Raw genomic sequence first — 17751 nt, forward strand, 5'->3', positions numbered from 1 at the left:
TAATTGAATGTTAAAAAAGAAGTTGATTGCTGAGTTTATTGGTACTTATTTTTTAGTTTTTGCAGGTCCAGGAGCGATGGTTATTGACGATATCACGAAAAGCATCTCCCATGTTGGTGTCGCAATTACCTTTGGACTTGTCATTATGGCTCTGATTTATACGTTTGGACATATTTCAGGCGCCCATTTTAATCCTGCTGTCACGATTGGCTTTTTGGTTAGAGGAGATATCTCTTTGCGAGACAGCATCTGTTATATAGTCGTACAATTTGCAGGGGCGCTTTTTGCGAGTTTTACTACGTTACTTCTTTTTGGCAATGTCGCCAATTTAGGGGCTACTCTTCCCAGCTTTTCGGAAGGGCAATCCTTCACTTTGGAATTCATTTTAACCTTTGTTCTAATGATGGTTATTTTGGGTTCTGCTGTACATGGTAAAGCGATTAAAGAATTTGCTGGTGTTGCTATTGGAGGTACCGTTGGTCTAATGGCTATGTTTGCAGGTCCGATTTGCGGAGCTTCCATGAACCCAGCGCGTTCACTTGGACCTGCTATCGTATCGGGTGCAACACAACATTTATGGTTATACCTAGTTGCAACAGTTCTTGGAGCTATCTTTGCTTCACTAGTTTATAAAACAATACAGGAATAAGGAGATGTTCCTCATGGACAAAAAATTAGTTTATTTTCTTTGCACAGGAAACTCATGCCGCAGCCAAATCGCTGATGGATTTTTGAAAACTTTAGGCAGTGATCAATACGAAGTAAAAAGCGCCGGTTTGGAAGCGCACGGATTGAACCCAAGAGCGGTTGCCACGATGAAAGAAGCAGGCATCGATATCTCGAACAACACCTCTGACGTGATTGATTCTGAGCTCCTAGGTCGCGCTGACTTTATCATTACGCTATGCGGTCATGCGGACGAACACTGCCCAGTTGTACGCAACGAGAAGGCGGAGAGATGGCACTGGGGCTTCGATGATCCTGCGAAAGCAACTGGAACAGAAGAAGAAATCACGGCTCAATTCCGTAAAGTTCGTGATGCCATTAAGAGTCGGATCGAGCAATTCTTGAAGGAAGGCAAGTAATATGACCGTAAGAGAGAATTATGCTAAATTTGAACTAACAGTGCCCCACCCTCTGCGCCATCCGCGCCTATAGCCATTGAATTTACATCTTTCAAGAAAAAATAAGGAGTACATCATCATGCAGAAAAACTATCAGGCATTAATCGAGGATCGTATCTTTTTAGGCGGAGCCACCGACGTCGAAGCTATGGTCAAAAATGAAGGCGTTGAAGTCATCGTGGATTTGCGAGGCGAAGCAACGGAGTGTGCCTACCCTGCGGGTAATGTAGAATGGCTTCAAGTTCCCCTAGGAGACAATGCAGAAGGACCTCAGGAAGTGCTATTCCAACAAGCCATCCATCACGTTATCGAAGCGTACCAAAGCGGCAAAAAAGTCGGATTCCACTGCGGTGGCGGCAAAGGACGAACAGGCGCTGTTGCAATTGGAACGCTGATAACGTTAGGTAAGAGCCACACCATTGAAGAAGCTGAGAAGGTGGCGCAAAGCATTCGCCCCCTTATCAACATTCGACAGCCTCAACGGGAGGCGCTAGAGAAATTGTTTAAGAAGTGATACCCCGAGGAGTCCCTCTAGCATGAATATTGCTGGCGGGGCTATTTTTCTGTTTGGATTGTTCCCTATTTACCGATAAAATAGAATAAAGACTTTTAACTTGTCAAAAGTGGTGGGGAAATGATTTCAGTAGGACTTGCTGGATGGGGAGATCACGACGAGATTTATACACCTGGGGTTAGAGCGCAAGATAAGCTCAGAGCCTATAACAACTACTTTTCGGTGGTTGAAGTAGATAGCTCTTATTACGCGATTCACAAAGAGGGCCTATATCAGAAGTGGGCTTCAGATACCTCGGCGAACTTCTCTTTTGTAATCAAAGCCTTTCAGGGGATGACGGGTCATACGCGTCAAACCTATTCGGAAGCGGAAACAGAGGGCATGTTTCAAAGCTTTAAGGAATCGATCAAGCCTGCGCTAGAAGCGGACAAAGTGAAAGCAGTGCTTTTTCAATATCCACCGTGGTTTGAGTGCAACCGTGAGAATGTAGCCTTGCTGCGAGCAGCTAAAGAGCGAATGGAAGGGATCCCGGTAGCTCTGGAATTTCGCCACCAAAGCTGGTTCACCCCAGAAATGACCGAAAAGACAGTCTCCTTCATGCGCGAGGAAGGCTGGATTCATAGCATTTGTGATGAGCCGCAGGTTTTTCCTGGGTCGGTGCCGACGGTCTTGAAGCCAACCTATGATCGGTTAACCATTGTTCGATTTCACGGCAGAAACACGTCAGGTTGGACCTCAAATGGAGCACGGGAGCGGGATTGGCGAGAAGTGCGATACCTGTATAGGTATAGTGAAGAAGAGCTAATCGAGTGGAAGGAGAACCTCCTTGCGATTGAGAGAGAGACCGATGAAGTTTGTGTTATTTTCAATAACAACTCCGGTGGGGATGCGGCAGCAAACGCTTTGCGACTCATGGAAATGCTCGATATAGAGCGTAAAGAGTTTCCACCGCAGCAAATGGATATGTTCGAGTAAGGGTCAATTCGTGCTGTCGTTGAATTGTCGAAGTCAGCGCGGTTCATGTAGGTAACTTTTGTTACAATGAGTGTAAGAGCAAATGAGGGGGAAGTGTGGCAGATGGTTGGTGCGGTTATCGGAAGTGTGTTTGCGATTATCATCGTGATTGGGTTGACGATTTGGATAACGAAGAAGGCGTACTCACGTAAATGGGAGGAAGAGGAGTAAAAGGTTAAAAGACGTGCAAATGCCCCTGTAGGGAGCACTTTACTTAAAGTGCTTACCTGCAGGGGCATTGTTTGTAGCGGGATACTAAAGCTCGCTGCGCTTTTGAGCGAAGTCTGATGCAAGCTGTAACGGGCACAAGCAGAGTAGCGATTAGCCACTCCACTTGTACGGTGTATTAATGCTTTTAATGTGCGCTGACTTCCGATGATTTGCTAATCTTCGTCAACTCTTTATTCAGTGCGTACATCAGTGTTTCGCTGAAAGCACCACCTGAAAGTGAAGCCAGTATATCGAGTTTCATTGCTTTTGTCATACCAAACGTCGGTTGCTCATAGAACTTGCCAAGATATTTCTCAAGCACAGCTCGCGCCGCATCATTCTCCATCATTTCGCCCATAGAGCAGCGAGTGGAGTAAACGTCATCCGTGATGACAAGCTCTTCGATCTGAACATCGGAAAGATCAGGGCCCTGGAACCAGTTCTTCACGGACCCATCTTTGTTCCCAGGTGCTTCATAGCTTGGGTTCGCTACTGCCACTTTGTTGAAGAAGGCTGTATCTTCGATCGTCTTGCCGTCTTGGTGAGATACGACGTTGATTTCATTGTTGCCAGCATGTAGGGCCACGTTCTCGAAGGTGAAAATACGATTCTCGCTCGTTTGTGTAGCCAACTCTGTACCATTCACATAGAGCGTAACAGTATCACAGTTCGAGTAAACTTTCATTTTGATGACGTCGTCCGCACGGTCGATATAGCGTTTGCTCGTGATATGCACGAACTTCTCATCGGACCAGTTCGCTTTATACATATAGAAGGCATCCTTCTTGATCTTACGATCGTAAGTGACCAAGCCTTTGTTATTACGGCCTTTCACGCCGCCTTCATCTCGAATGTTGGCACCGAAATCGAACATATTCCATACATACGTTGCCCAGAGGAAAGGACGTTTGGCGAAAATATCCCACACAATTTCATGGTACAATGCATGGTATTCTTCGGTGTAATCTTTGACCTTTGGATCGTTGCTGTGGTACTGGATAATCCCTTCAGCACCGTATTCCGAGATCCCTAGCTTCGCGGTTGGGTTCGTCTTGCGGAAGCCATCGATCCATTCTGCGAAATCTTCGGCCTTCCCGTTGTACCAACCATAGTATTTATTATAGCCAATAATATCTGTGACTCTGTTGTAGTCATCGTTATCTTCAACGAACAACACGTTCGCCATCGTCGTCAACCGCGTAGGATCTTCCTTCTTCGTTAACTCATTCAATTCACGAACAAGCTTGCGAAGCGCTGGCGTGTCCCCGCCGATTTGAATTTCATTTTGGATTCCCCAGAACATGATGGACGGATGGTTAAAGTTTTGGCGAATCAATTCGATCATCTGTTGCTTCGCGTTGATGCCTTCCAGCTCTGTTTTGGACATGACTGAAATGAACGGAATCTCTGCCCAAATGACCATACCCTCTTGATCGCACAAATTGTAGAAATGTTGATCGTGTTGGTAATGAGCCAAGCGGATGGAAGTGGCCCCAACCTCTTTAATCAAAGCCATATCTTCTTCATGCTCTTTCGGCGTAATCGCCCAGCCCATATCCTTGCGATCCTGATGGCGGGAAACACCATTCAAGGCAAGATGCTCGCCGTTCAAAAAGAAACCTTTATCTGCATCTACTTCAAAATAACGCACACCGAATGGAATTGTAAGTGCATCAATCGTATCGTTAAAAGAGATCAAGGATACGTTCGCTGTGTACAGGTAAGCATTTTTGAGGCCATTCCATAGCGTTGGGTTCGTGATCACAATCGGCACGTCAACTTCCTGTGTTTCCCCAGCGGTTAGCACCACTTCTTTGGCTGCATAAGCCGCATGCCCGCCAGTTGCATCGTGAATATCGACCCAAAGTCTTACTTTTTTATCTGCAGATTCATTATTGGTTAGTTTAGACTTGATCGTAAGTACCGCTTTCGCATGGCTAATGTCCTCTTGAATCACATAAACACCCGTAGAACCATAATCCATGAGGTCGAAATGGACAGGACTCGCAATGATCATGTTCACATTCCGGTAGATCCCGCCGAAAAACGTGAAATCGGCCCTTTGCGGATACACATCATCTACAACCGTGTTGTCGACTTTTACACTTAGTGTGTTCAGAGCGTCAAACGTAATCGCATCGGTCATATCAAAACGGAATGCAGAGTACCCACCGCGGTGCTGTCCTAAATGCTGACCGTTTACATATACGTCTGTGATACTATTGGAGCCTTCGAATTCGATAAATACTTTATTCCCTTGAGCCGAAGGATCGACCACAAATGTTTTGCGGTACCAACAAGCACCTTTATAAAAATCGAAACCGTTTGCACCATCGATGGCGTTCCAGGTATGAGGGACGGTAACCGATTCCCACTGGCTGTCGTCATGTGCGGCTTCCATAGCGGTTAGATCGGCTTGCTTGCTAAATTTCCAAGAGGCATTCATATTTATGAGTTTTCTCATCGTACCTATCCCTTCCTTTTCGTTTTGTAGTATGACGCTCTAACTGAAAACGATTACAACATCATATTAATATTAATGGATTTCACATCTCCCTGATCGCACGATTTTGATTAAATTAGCACAGAAATTGCTTTCTGCGATTGGTAAGTTTTAAAATAAAGAAAGGACGACAAGGAGGGTGATCGTGGTGGAAGAAGAGGCTGATTTCGATATAAAAGATTTCAGTAAAATCTTCAATTTGTTGCATACCATGACAAGAATGGATGCCAGGTTTATTGATAGAGAGAATCAGGTGGCGCTGCAAATGGTCGATCATCGTATTCCGGCGGTTATTCAACCGTCAGACACGGTGTACCACTCCCTTGGAGAAACGCTTAGGTCCTCAAAGCCGAATTGCTATTTTTACTATACGAATGCCTTCAATCTCGAATATCTAGCGGTTGGTGTGTGGCGAAATCAAGCCTTCCATGGATTCGTACTGCTCGGTCCTTTCCTTTCCATTTATCCCGATACAGCTTTCATCAGTGATCTGATTGCTGGGCATTATTTGCCCGTCAGTGAGCGTAAGCAGCTCCAAGAATTTTATAGCTCCTTAACGGTGATCAGCTCGAACGATTCGAACAGCTTGGGTGATCTTCTTGTTAATTTGTGCGCCCATCCGCATACGGATTCTCAGCTGATTACTGCAGATGTGATCCAACCTGTGCTCAATAAGGAGCAACAAACAACAGATATTGCGGATAATAAAACGACGATCGAGCGCAGATACCTCAACGAAAAGAAACTCATGGAAGCGATTGCTAGAGGGGATAGGGAAGAAATAGCGACAATGATGAGCGAAATGATCAGCTATTCGAACCTGCCAGATCGTATTCCGGAAAGCCCGATTCGGTCAACCAAAAACCTGCTAATTACACTCAATACCTTGTGCAGAATTGCAGCCGAAAGAGGCGGGATTCATCCCGTGTATCTGCATCATATTTCCGAGAAATTTTCTATCATGATTGAAAGATCAAAGAATCTTCCGAAACTTAAGAAGCTAGGCACTGTTATGATTGTAGAGTATTGCGAAGCCGTTCATACTTTCTCAACACGGAACTACAGTGCTATTGTCAAAAACGCCGTCAATCATATTGTTTTAAACCTGGAAAAGCCGTTAACCCTGCAAGGAATTGCCGCAGATATCCATGTAAATGCTTCGCATCTTTCGCGGAAGTTCAAGCAAGAGGTCGGGATGACGATGATGGATTTCATTAACCATAAGCGGGTCGAGGAATCCAAGCTGTATTTACAAAGAGGGAATACTGCCATCACGGAAATTGCGTTCATGGTAGGTTTTAATGATCTGAACTATTTCGCTAGAGTGTTCAAAAAGTTCACCATGATGACGCCTTCCCAGTATGTGAAAGCTAGTAGATAGGCGGTAGAAGTAGTGCCTTAGGGTGTTGTCAGCTAAGGGCTTTCTTGCTATGATGAAATGAGTACAAGCTAGTAAACATAAAGGTGGCTGGCCGATGAACCGTATGGAGGCCGAATTCAGTAATCTCGTGAAGGCGTATCGCAAGAGGCATATGGGCAAAGGGCCTGAACGTGTGATCACGACCTTCTGTAAAAGCTGGGCGATCTGTGAAATGGCAGGGAACCTTTCTCCTGTTGAGAAGTTTATGGCGAAGACGGGCGATGGCAGACAAATGCTCCGCACGACGCGCACGGAAATGGTCAAAGAGATCTACAAGGATCATCCTCCTGTAGAGATGGAAGCGCTGCTTGGCGCGAAATTCGTCCAGCTATTCGTCGATATCGATATTGAGCAGGATGTGGGCATGTCGATATTCGTCTTTGATGAAGATTTGGAAAAGAAATTTGGTACAAGAATCGGATAACTAACCGCTCGTACATCTACATATACATAAGTAAGGTGCTTGGCACTTGGTAGCGAACCTGCCGGAGACTAACCACTGTGAGACAACTTGAGACTTCTCTTAAAAGAGAGGGGCTTGGGGTTGTTTTGCGGTGGTTTTTTGCTTTCTGGAGCTGAGGAGCACTGGCGATGAGCGGAATAGAATAGGGAGAATCAGATTTACATAATAGGAGAGCGGGATGGATGAGGTTGGCGAGATGAACGAGACGAAATAGAAGAACAAGATCAGTGAGATGAAAAATGCAAAGAAAAATAACAAGTCAGAGATGAAAGAGCAAAGAAAAATATCATGAATCTAGGAGGTGTTTCACTTGGGGAAAACGAAGCATACGGGGCCGATTAAGCTGCCCGCGAAGCCGGATCCGAAGCTCTGGGTCAGCAAAATACCGTTTGGACTGGGCAAGGTGAAGCCGAAGCATATTCGGGAAACAGCCAAAATCGCTTGGCAAAATCGGGATAACCTGCCCTATGCTGTGAGGATTCTGACACAGGGGGTGTGCGATGGCTGCGCGCTTGGTGTGTCCGGACTCTACGACCAAACGCTGGCTGGGCCGCATATCTGTACGACGCGACTGAACGTACTGCGGCTGAATACGATGCCAGCCATTCGCGAGGAGCTGCTTCATGCGGACATTGACAAGCTCAGCCGCTTGAGCTCCACCGAGCTTCGCCAGCTCGGTCGTATTCCGTATCCGCTCATCCGCAGGAAGGGAGAGCGGAAGTTCCGCCGCGCCACTTGGGACGAGGCGCTGGACACGATTGCAGCCAAGATGCGCGGGTTGAACCCGAAGCAGATGGCGTTCTATTTGACAGCGAGAGGCATCACGAACGAGTCGTACTACGTGGCAGCGAAGGTCGCGAGATTACTCGGCACGAACAACATCGACAACGCTTCGCGCATCTGCCACTCGCCGTCGAAGACGGCTCTGAAGCGCTCCGTAGGCGTGGGCGCTTCGACTTGCAATTACAAGGACTGGATCGGCACGGACGTCCTTGTGTTCTGGGGCAGCGTGGCCGCGAACAATCAGCCGGTTTCGACGAAGTATATGTATGCGGCCAAGCGCAAAGGGACGAAGATCATTGTCATTAACCCGTACTACGAGCCATCGATGGAGCAGTACTGGATCCCTTCGATTGCCGAATCAGCTCTATTCGGCACCAAGCTGGCGGACGATGTGTACCAAGTGAACATCGGCGGAGATATTGCCTTCATGAACGGCATCATGAAGGTGTGGTTCGAGATGGAGGCGTGCGAGCCTGGCTCCGCGATTGACCATGCGTTCGTTGAGGCGCACACGAACGGCTTCGAAGAGCTGCGTGCCCATGTGGCGCAGCAGGATTGGACGACGCTGGAGCAGTCGTCCGGACTCACCCGCGAGCGCATGAGCGAGCTCGCGGAGCTGCTGGCGCGTGCCGCTAGCGCGGTTTTCGTGTGGAGCATGGGGCTCACACAGCACCGCTTTGGCACGGACAACATCTCGCAGGTGGCGAATCTCGCCCTCCTGCGGGGTTTCCTCGGCCGCGAGCACTGCGGGCTGATGCCCATACGCGGCCACAGCGGCGTGCAGGGATCCGGCGAAATGGGCGCCGATCCGTTCTCCTTGCCGGGCGGCGAGATCTCTAGCGCCGCCGACCGCAAACGCATCGAGCAGCTCTGGGGCTTCGAGCTGCCGAGCTGGCAAGGTGACATCGTCGGTGTCACCCTCGAGAACGCGCTCCTGCCCGAGGAGCAGGAGCGGAAGCTCCGGCTGTTTTACACATCCGGAGGCAACTTCCTAGAGACGATGCCGGACCCGGATTTCGTCCGCCAATCCCTTACAAGCATGGATGTCCGTGTTCACCAGGACATCATTCTCAACACTTCCACGCTGCTCGACGCGCGGGAGGCTGTGGTGGTGCTGCCCGCGATGACGCGTTACGAGCAGCCTGGCGGAGGCACATCCACCTCGACGGAGCGGATGGTGTACTTCTCGCCCGAGATCGCCGGTCCCCGCATCGGCGAAGCCCGCGCGGAGTGGGACATCTACGTCGATCTCGCCCGCCGCGTGAAGCTCGAAGCCGCCGCGCTGTTGGGCTGCACAAGCGCGGAAGCGATCCGCGCGGAGATCGCGCTGGCCGCGCCGAGCTACGACGGCATTCAGCACCTGCGTGAGCGCGGTGATGTGTTTCAGTCCGGCGGCGCGTGGCTGTGCGAGGACGGCGTCTGTCCGACGCCGGACGGCCGCGGCGCGCTGCTGCCGATCGAGCTTCCGGAGCTGCGGAAGCCGGAGGGGCATTTCGCGGTGACGACGCGCCGCGGCAAGCAATTCAATTCGATGATCTACAGCGACATCGATCCCTTCAATGAAGCGGAACGCTACGATGTGCTGATGCATAAAGAAGACGCGAAGGCGCTCTCTTTGAACGAAGGGGAAGCCATTGTGGTATATAACAGCTTCGGCAGCATGCATGGCAGAGTGAAGCAGGATGAGGTCAAGCCAGGCAACATCGAAGTACACTGGCCTGAGGGTAACTGTTTGATACCCAAGGGCGTATATGAGCCATTTGCGGGCATCCCGGAGTATAACACAGCTGTCATTGTTGAAAAGGCAGAAACCTATCACGCCCACAAAGACACACGTTATGTCGAGAAGCGCATTTTAGAGCTAGAAACGGAGATGGAGGGATAAGGATGGAGGAGAAGGAGCTAGACCATTTGCAACCAGATAGTTGTTCACAGCATGAAATAGGGGATATCACGCTTCCCGCACGCTCCTTATCAACGGATCCTGACACGCTTCCCTCGGACTCCCTAGCTACAGATTCTGCCGCCCTTCCATCTACAACCATGTGGTCCATCCACCGCTATAACGGCTCGGAGGTGCTTTCCCAAGAAGATGCGATCGCGATTGAAGCGCCACTGACGATCCTACTCGATGGCGAAGAATTCGCCACCCTCGTCTATACACCAAGTGACACAGTCGATCTGGTTACTGGTTTTCTTGCCTCCGAAGGCATGATCCGGTTCGTGGATCAGATTGAATCCCTATCACTGGAGGAGGACCGAGGCTTCGCCCACGTGAAGCTGCGCCATCTTCACCAGCTGAGTCGTGAAATGGTATCTAAGCGATTCATTGGGTCTTGCTGCGGGAAGAGCCGTCAGTTCTATTTTCACAATGATATGCGCACGGCCAAAACAGTGACGACCAAGCTCAGCCTCACCATTCCCCAATGTTTTCATCTGATGAACGAGATGCAGGAGCAATCGGCGGAATTTCGTCTTACGGGAGGTTTGCATAATGCGGCGTTGTGCACAGTGAACGAGCTTCTTATCACGAGAGCAGACATCGGCAGGCATAACGCGTTGGATAAAATATACGGGCACATCCTTCGGGAGCGGATACCCGTTCGGGATAAGGTTCTTGCTTTTAGTGGAAGAGTCTCTTCCGAGGTGGCGCTTAAGGCGGCGAAGATCGGCGTTGGCATTCTTTTGTCCAAATCAGCCCCAACCGATCTAGCCCTTCGTTTAGCTCAGGATCTAGGGATTACGGTTGTCGGCTTCATTCGGAGGGACCATTTAACTGTGTATACGCATCCAGAACGCATTGCGGAATGTCACTGAAGTTACCTTTTTGTGGAAATATTTATATTGTCTCTCTACCAGAATTGTGCTAGATTCTAGCTATTGCCAACTTTTGTTAAGAGAGGAACGACACAATGGGGAAATGGACAGCTTGGATGAAAAAAGGAGGCATAACGCTGGTTGCGGCCTTCGTACTAGTAACGTTTGCACAGCCTATGTCTTCGCGTGTTTACGCAGCTGAAGTGAATGCAGAGATTCCGCAGGTGATTGAGAAAGCCTCGCCTTCCGTGGTCGCCATTATTGGGAAGCCGTCCTCGGAGATGGACAAGTCGTTAGAGAAGAATCGCTTTAACCTCGCACACGGTACAGGTGTGATTGTGGCATCAAATGGCGTAATTGTAACGAATGCACATGTTGTGAAAAATATGAAAAATATCGTCGTCGTGACCTCAGAGGGGACTACCTATCGCGGGCACGCGTCGAATATCGATGAGGAGAGCGATCTTGCACTAGTCAAAATCGACGCTGTCGGTTTAAAGCCTGCCACTTTTGCATCCTCCTCGGATATTAAAGTTGGTGAAACGGTTGCGGCGATAGGTACGCCGATTTCGTTCGCCTTACGGAACTCCGTTACGGTCGGTATCGTCAGCGGTCTAGACCGCTCGGTAAGCTCGCAGTATCAGTTGATTCAGACCGATGCAGCCATTAACCCTGGTAATAGCGGCGGGGCTTTGATCAATATGAAGGGCGAAGTCATTGGGATTAATACGATGAAATACGCCGATATTGGCGTCGAAAATCTCGGTTTTGCGATTCCGGTAGATACCGTGAAGTATGTGTTGAAGCATTTTGAACTGTATGGCAAAGTGAAACGCGCCTACACAGGACTGGAATTGGAAGAAAGCTGGGAGGCCGTTGTTGGTTTGCCAAGCTCAACAGGGTTAAGAATAGCTTACGTTGATGCTGATTCGCCGGCGGCAGAGGCAGGGATCGAACAAGACGAGGTGTTAGTCTCTATTGGCCCTAATTCTGTGAAAACACTCGTGGATTACAACGAGGCGATCAAATCGTATTTGCCTGGCCAGACCGTGGAGATTACGCTGCAGACCGCTAGTGGTACAACGATTACCAAAACGGTAAAGCTAGGCGAGCTGCACAGCGCTGAAGCTACGTTAACCGAGGACACCGAGGGCAGCTCTTTGGACACGGATAGCGGCAAAACGAAGATCGGCGACAGCCACTTCGGTTGGTCCATGAAATATCCTGCGGGTCTTGTCAAAACACGACAATCCGATGATGGCGATTCGGTTAGCTTCGTCGACGCGAAGGGTGAATTCGCGCTTTCGATTCGCGTAGACAGCGATCAAAGTGAATTGTCGCCTTCTGCGCTGCTGAACAAAGTAGCCGGTGACAATGGTGATGATTATTCAGGTTATGGGTACGGCGCGACGATTTTGGAGCGACAGTACGTGAAACGTGTGGAAAGTCCCTATGCCAAGATTGTTAGCCGATCTGGGCAAAATGGTTACATTCAAACACGTGGGTACTTGCACGGCGGCCGCTTGTATACGGTGCAATTATACGTAACCAAAGAGCAGTACGCGAATCGTTCCAAACAAAATAGCTATAATGATCTACTGGATAGCTTCAAACTTGCTTTTAATACGGGAGATAGCTCCCTGAAGGATATTTCCGTGTTTAATTCCGATGATGTGACATATACCAGTGAGTATGGGCTATCGATTGATTTGCCTGCGGATTGGGAGCAGGATTATCGCGGAAGCACGTCTTTCAATAACGATGATAAATCACAAACGCTCCATGTCAAAGTCACTTCTGCGTCTTCTGGTGATACGCTGCAAGATTGGCTTGATCGGGCGATTGAGGAGTTTGAAACGCAATATACGCCCGATTATCGTCGTGTGGATAAGCCAGTTGAATTGACTGTAGATGGTGTGCCTGCATGGAAGGTAAGCTATGCGAGTTCCTTGGGGGATGAGTGGGATGCGGGTATTTCGCTCTTTTTTATCAAAGACAAGTACAAATATGAAGTGCAAATGACGTACCCTGAAGCTGAGCAAGATGATGAGTTGGAGAAGGTTTGGAATAAAGTGGTAGCATCCATCACCGTGGATAAAGAGACGATGGATGGGGAGCTCGGCTTCATTCAGGATCTGGATGAGCTCACGGATCTGGAACAGACAACGCTGTATAAGAACGAGAAGTTCAATTACTCCTTGCGTATCCCAGAAAAATGGATAACGAACAGATCTTTCGGTGGCAACGATCAGGAGTTTAAGTCTTTCAACTTCACAGGCGGTTATTTGCGCGTGATGACAGATAGCAAAAAAGCCTACACGGATGTGTTGAAGGATGCCGAAGACGAGCACAAGGAAGGTCAAGCCAATGACAGTGACTATAAGTACACGTCAGAGGACGTCACGCTTTTCGGGGATGTGAAGGCGAAGAAGTATACCGTGAGCTACATCAAAGGACATATTCCGTACTCCGAAACAGTGTATCTATTTAACCGTAAACAGATCACCTACACGGTGACGCTTCGTATCGATGATGCGGTGCGCACGGACGCGAATGTTGCGCGGTTGAACAAAGCCTTTGAATCGTTCACCTTTGTGGACGGTTCGGGTGGGAAATAGCGTGTCGCTGGTACGCGATATCCATATTCGCGATTCCCACCGGAACGGAACATCAGTTCGCTATTTGTGGGAAAGAAGCTGATTTCGGGGTTATAGGGAACGTAGATCCGCTATTTTCCACTTTTGGTGGGTTTAGCGACGCTTTATAAGCAAATAAGGTACTGACGTTCCGTTTCGAGGCGATTTTCGCGATTTTGGTTGAAATAAGGGATCTACGTTCCCTTTCATGGTTGCTCAAGCATGTTGTTGGGAAACTATTGCGCAATAGATATTAGCTAACCTTTGGACCTATCCATCCGAACCTGCATCGACATCCCCCCAACTAGCCAAAACCAACCAAAGCCCCCAAGGAAAACACCTTGGGGGCTTAATCTTTATATGCTCTTTGACCGTACTTGTCTCACTTACGATACAACGCATAGCCAGGATCCTCAGGCACATCGATAGCAATGATGCGCAGTCCTTGCTCGCTGCCCGCCTGCAGGTGAAGGGCTTCGCCTTCACCCGTCGCTTGCGCCACCACAAAATCCTTGTGGGACAAGGTCTTCCGCTCTTCGCCTTGCTCTTGCTCTTGCCCTCGCTCTTGCCCTACCGCAGCAACTACCCCCGCGCCTTCCCCGCGAATCACGAGCATAGCCAGCCTGCGGCCCTGCTCCAATCCATAGCTAAACGCCGCGCCAGGCTCTATTGCCCAATCATACATCCGTACATCGGTATCCAGCTGGATAGGAGCATCGCCGCCGATCACGGTTTTGAGGGTTGCACCAACCTCCTGGCTTACTGGGAACTGCTCGTGTTCATATTGGTGATAGGCAGCAGGTTTCTTCACGGTCTCGCTCAAATGAGGCTCGAACCAAATCTGCATCGCTTCACTGCCCGCTCTGCGGAACGCTTCGGAGTGATAGACGCCAGAACCAGCCTGAATCACTTGCGCGCCGCCGTTCGTCACAGTTTCCAAGGAACCGAGGGAGTCGCGGTGTTCCACAAGCCCGTCGATCACATACGTAAGGATCTCGAACGCTTTGTGCGGGTGCATGCCGATTTCCGATACATCGGATGCTTTGCCCCATGCCCAATAGAATAGAGGGCCGACGCGATCTACCGCCGTCTTTTCGCCAGGGAAGCTGATGGCCCGTTGTTCGACAAATTTTCCTCCATCAAATGCGCCCACGCCCTGTTCACTTGCGGAATATATATGAATGCTCATGAGAATCACTCCTTAACTATACAATATTTAATAACTAACTTTATGTAAGTAGTATATCAATGTTTATCTCCAATGTCAAAAGTATTTCCTTACGCACCGCGATGATTCTTGACTTCCCCCTATGCTCACACTACAATCTATAGTGTAAGGAGTGTGGCCTAACATGAAGATGCAAAACTTTAAATTAAAGGAAAGCGGACTTAACCGCTTTTTCGGTCCTCTCGAGTCCAAAATCATGGAAATTCTCTGGACCAGCTCCTCAGAAATGACCATCAAAGACGTCCAACAGAAGCTGGACGAAGACAAAGCGATCAATTTCAATACCGTGATGACGGTTATGAACCGTCTAGTGGACAAAAAGATTTTACAGAAGCATTCAGTTGCAAGATCGTTTCACTATAAGCCGGTTGTGACCATCGACGCGTTCATGGAAATGCAATCCAAAGAGCTGGCGTATGACCTCATTGAACAATTTGGCTCATTAGCGGTTACCCATATGGTTGATGCGCTAGATAAAGTTGACCCTGAACTTCTTGACCAGTTGGAGCAGCACATTCTACTTCTGAAAAAGGATCGATAACGATGACGGAATCGCGGTTCAAATGGCTGTACGCGGCTGCACTGGTGATTGGAGGCACGATTGTATGGCAGATGGTTGCCTTCCTGCTAGGGCATTTGTTTCACTGGAAACCTTCTCACAATCTATTTGATTTGTGTATGATTCTCTTTCGCTATCTGCATGTGCCGGGCCCTGTGCCTATGACCTTGGTAAACCTATTGATCCTCTACACGATGGGGACGATGGGGTGGCTCGCTGTTAAGCATGGCTATGATGTCGTCAAGGCGAATAAGCTCGTGAAGAAATATCATGACGCTGCCCTGTCCGCAGAGTATGCGGAGAACTTCCAGCTTGCAGGGCATCAACTCCAAATCGTCCGCTACAAGGCACCGCTCGCCATGACTATTGGGCTATGGAAGCCGCGAATTCTAGTCTCGACGGGACTCATGGACATGCTGGAGCCGAACGAACTTCGCGCGGTTATTGAGCATGAGAAATGCCATGTCCAGCACCGAGACCCTGCGGCTATTTTCCTGCTTGCGCTGATCTCGAAGTCGATGCGGTATATCCCTATTTTTGAATGGATTGCGCATAAATATCCCATGATGATCGAACTCCGTGCGGATAAGTATGCCATCGAACAGATGGAGCAAGCCGCGGACTTGGGCAGTGCGCTGCTGAAGCTGCTCAAACAAACAACGAAGCCTCGGTTTCCGCTCTCGCATGCTTCCTTTGCAGAGACCTCAATGAATGTGCGTATTCAGCATATTTTGGACCCGCAGAGGGAAGTTACCTTGCGCTGGCCGCATATTCGGCTGGCAATGTCTGCACTCATTTTTATAGTTGTGATGGGGCTTATTTAAATAAGCCCTTTTTCGCATGTTTTTGCCCGTGTGGCGGGGTTTGTCAGAAAAGAATTGACAATTTCAACATTAAACACTACACTTTGTAGTGTAAATTATTTTCCGAGATGTGAAGGAGAGAATAGCATGGACTACATACTAAAAAATCTACATTTTATATTTACACACGTACCGATCGCGCTATTAATTTTCAGCTTTGTTTTTGATGTGGTGGCTCTTATTTTTAAGAAGAAAGAATGGCACTCAGCAGGTATGCTTTGCCTTGTAGTTGGTGCACTTGGCGCAATTGCCAGCGTTTTGACGGGACCGGAATCACGGAATACGCTTGTTGGCTCCCATGAATTCTACGCCAAAATAACGATGATACTTGCCATTGTGCTGGCTGTTGTGCGCGTAGGCTTTCTTGTTTGGAAAAAGCTCGAGCTAGGCCGCAACCCCATCTACCTCGTTGCTTCTCTTGCCGCGGTGCTTCTCGTTAGCTATACGGGGCATCTTGGCGGAAAAATGGTGCATCGCGACATGCAAGGCGGTCCTGGGATGATGCAGGGCGGACCTGGCGGCGGTGGAAATGGCGGATTTCAGGGTGGACAAGGTGGACAAGGACAGGGTCAAGGTCAAGGCGGCCCTGGTACAGGCGGGCAAGGAGCCCAGGCTTCCGCTGCGCCAGCGAAATAACGAGGATTCGTAAGGGGTTAACTCCGGGGAAGATAGTCCTCGGGTTAGCTCTTTTTTTTACTTGGAGGTTAATAAGTATAAAATAGGCCGAAATATCTCATGATAGCGGTTGTAGTACATACTGTTGAGGAGGTAACGACCACAATATGACAAAGGTTGACTCAAGCTTACAATCGCAAAATCCGATCTCATCCGCACAAAATTCCGTCGATAACGTTCACCAAGCAGTAAATCATGCCCTATCTCACCCGACTGCTCAAACAACGGAAGAAGCTCAAAATGCCATTTCCAAGGCAGAAAATTCTGTGGATCAGGCGTGTGACCAATCAGATAGCCCTGCTGTGCAGCAAGCCGTGGAATCCTTGGACGAGGACAAGGCAAGGCTGAGCAATTTGGAATAAAATCATTAAAACCCCGACGCACCTCACACATGAGGGCTCGGGGTTATTTGCCTACTATTTTAGAACAATCGTTCATCCCGCTAGTTACTTTCTCTGCAGTTCTAATTCCTCCAACGTAAACCGGTTGTCCCACACGAAGATCATGTCATACTGTGTTGAGTCCCTCGAGACGAACCTAGCGATGGCTGCAATGACACCGCCTATGATCACTCCGAATCCCGCAATCCATCCCATCAACGCAAACACTTGATCGATCATGTACATTCACTCCTTTGAGGCGTGATGAACTCCTAATCTAACAATATGCTCGTCGATTTTGAAACATGTGTGACATTTGAAAGGCCGATCATCACGATTGTGTAACAATTGAAAGCCCTCTCATCACAAGTATAGACATCGGAAATGTCGGGCTCTGATAGTTACGTTATAGTTTTTTTCTCCGATTGACACGTTCGGAAGAGGGATGGTAAGATCACCCTGTAAGGTTCGAAAATACATCTTTTGGAAAAGTTGGCGGGCACGCTACGTGCTTATTCAAAAAACGCAAAGGGGGGTTTCACGATGGATATTATGGTTGTTG

General features: G+C 48.7%; 17 protein-coding genes. 14 read left to right on the forward strand and 3 right to left on the reverse strand.

Annotated elements, in window-relative coordinates:
• Positions 1–7: 7 nt before the first annotated feature.
• The 5 genes from AC58P7_RS16935 (at position 8) to AC58P7_RS16955 (ending at position 2823) form a co-directional block, all read left to right on the forward strand.
• Complete coding sequence (locus tag AC58P7_RS16935) at positions 8–649, forward strand: aquaporin (RefSeq protein WP_497344812.1); 642 nt, start codon at positions 8–10, stop codon at positions 647–649.
• 13 nt (positions 650–662) lie between these two features.
• Positions 663–1085, forward strand: coding sequence for an arsenate reductase (thioredoxin) (gene arsC / locus AC58P7_RS16940; RefSeq protein ID WP_497344814.1), 423 nt, complete (start codon positions 663–665; stop codon positions 1083–1085).
• A gap of 118 nt (positions 1086–1203) precedes the next feature.
• Positions 1204–1638: a protein-tyrosine phosphatase family protein gene (locus tag AC58P7_RS16945; protein WP_497344816.1), complete on the forward strand. Its 435-nt coding sequence runs from the start codon at positions 1204–1206 to the stop codon at positions 1636–1638.
• A 120-nt stretch (positions 1639–1758) separates the two neighbouring features.
• Complete coding sequence (locus tag AC58P7_RS16950; protein ID WP_497344818.1) at positions 1759–2613, forward strand: DUF72 domain-containing protein; 855 nt, start codon at positions 1759–1761, stop codon at positions 2611–2613.
• Between the two features lie 66 nt (positions 2614–2679).
• Positions 2680–2823, forward strand: a complete 144-nt coding sequence (locus AC58P7_RS16955; RefSeq protein WP_497344820.1) for a hypothetical protein — start codon at positions 2680–2682, stop codon at positions 2821–2823.
• Positions 2824–3007: 184 nt separating this feature from the next.
• Here the strand turns inward: AC58P7_RS16955 and AC58P7_RS16960 are convergent, their stop codons facing one another.
• Positions 3008–5326: a glycoside hydrolase family 2 protein gene (locus AC58P7_RS16960; RefSeq protein ID WP_497344822.1), complete on the reverse strand. Its 2319-nt coding sequence runs from the start codon at positions 5324–5326 to the stop codon at positions 3008–3010.
• A 184-nt stretch (positions 5327–5510) separates the two neighbouring features.
• On the opposite strand from AC58P7_RS16960, the gene AC58P7_RS16965 reads away from it, so the two are divergent.
• From AC58P7_RS16965 to AC58P7_RS16985, 5 genes are all read left to right on the forward strand, one after another.
• Positions 5511–6746 carry a helix-turn-helix transcriptional regulator gene (locus AC58P7_RS16965; RefSeq protein ID WP_497344824.1) on the forward strand — a complete coding sequence of 412 codons (1236 nt, stop codon included), beginning with the start codon at positions 5511–5513 and terminating at the stop codon, positions 6744–6746.
• Positions 6747–6840: 94 nt separating this feature from the next.
• Positions 6841–7209, forward strand: coding sequence for a Na-translocating system protein MpsC family protein (locus AC58P7_RS16970; RefSeq protein ID WP_497344826.1), 369 nt, complete (start codon positions 6841–6843; stop codon positions 7207–7209).
• Positions 7210–7558: 349 nt separating this feature from the next.
• Complete coding sequence (locus AC58P7_RS16975; protein ID WP_497344827.1) at positions 7559–9916, forward strand: FdhF/YdeP family oxidoreductase; 2358 nt, start codon at positions 7559–7561, stop codon at positions 9914–9916.
• Positions 9917–9918: 2 nt separating this feature from the next.
• Entirely contained in the window at positions 9919–10848 is a 930-nt protein-coding gene (gene fdhD, locus AC58P7_RS16980) for a formate dehydrogenase accessory sulfurtransferase FdhD (RefSeq protein WP_497344829.1), read from the forward strand.
• 95 nt (positions 10849–10943) lie between these two features.
• Complete coding sequence (locus tag AC58P7_RS16985; protein ID WP_497344831.1) at positions 10944–13466, forward strand: trypsin-like peptidase domain-containing protein; 2523 nt, start codon at positions 10944–10946, stop codon at positions 13464–13466.
• 400 nt (positions 13467–13866) lie between these two features.
• On the opposite strand, the gene AC58P7_RS16990 is transcribed toward AC58P7_RS16985, so the two are convergent.
• Positions 13867–14673 carry a pirin family protein gene (locus tag AC58P7_RS16990; protein ID WP_497344833.1) on the reverse strand — a complete coding sequence of 269 codons (807 nt, stop codon included), beginning with the start codon at positions 14671–14673 and terminating at the stop codon, positions 13867–13869.
• A gap of 163 nt (positions 14674–14836) precedes the next feature.
• On the opposite strand from AC58P7_RS16990, the gene AC58P7_RS16995 reads away from it, so the two are divergent.
• The 4 genes from AC58P7_RS16995 to AC58P7_RS17010 all read left to right on the forward strand — a co-directional run bounded on the left by AC58P7_RS16995 (position 14837) and on the right by AC58P7_RS17010 (position 17171).
• The gene (locus AC58P7_RS16995; protein ID WP_497344835.1) at positions 14837–15253 is read left to right on the forward strand and encodes a BlaI/MecI/CopY family transcriptional regulator; all 417 of its coding nucleotides are present in this window, start codon (positions 14837–14839) and stop codon (positions 15251–15253) included.
• Between the two features lie 2 nt (positions 15254–15255).
• The gene (locus AC58P7_RS17000; RefSeq protein WP_497344837.1) at positions 15256–16095 is read left to right on the forward strand and encodes a M56 family metallopeptidase; all 840 of its coding nucleotides are present in this window, start codon (positions 15256–15258) and stop codon (positions 16093–16095) included.
• A 126-nt stretch (positions 16096–16221) separates the two neighbouring features.
• Positions 16222–16770 (forward strand): DUF2231 domain-containing protein, encoded by a 549-nt coding sequence (locus AC58P7_RS17005; protein WP_497344839.1) that lies wholly within the window; start codon positions 16222–16224, stop codon positions 16768–16770.
• A gap of 146 nt (positions 16771–16916) precedes the next feature.
• Positions 16917–17171 (forward strand): hypothetical protein, encoded by a 255-nt coding sequence (locus tag AC58P7_RS17010; RefSeq protein ID WP_497344841.1) that lies wholly within the window; start codon positions 16917–16919, stop codon positions 17169–17171.
• 84 nt (positions 17172–17255) lie between these two features.
• On the opposite strand, the gene AC58P7_RS17015 is transcribed toward AC58P7_RS17010, so the two are convergent.
• Positions 17256–17429, reverse strand: a complete 174-nt coding sequence (locus tag AC58P7_RS17015; RefSeq protein WP_497344843.1) for a hypothetical protein — start codon at positions 17427–17429, stop codon at positions 17256–17258.
• Positions 17430–17751 lie beyond the last annotated feature (322 nt).

It is taken from the genome of Paenibacillus sp. J22FR5 (genome assembly GCF_059691975.1).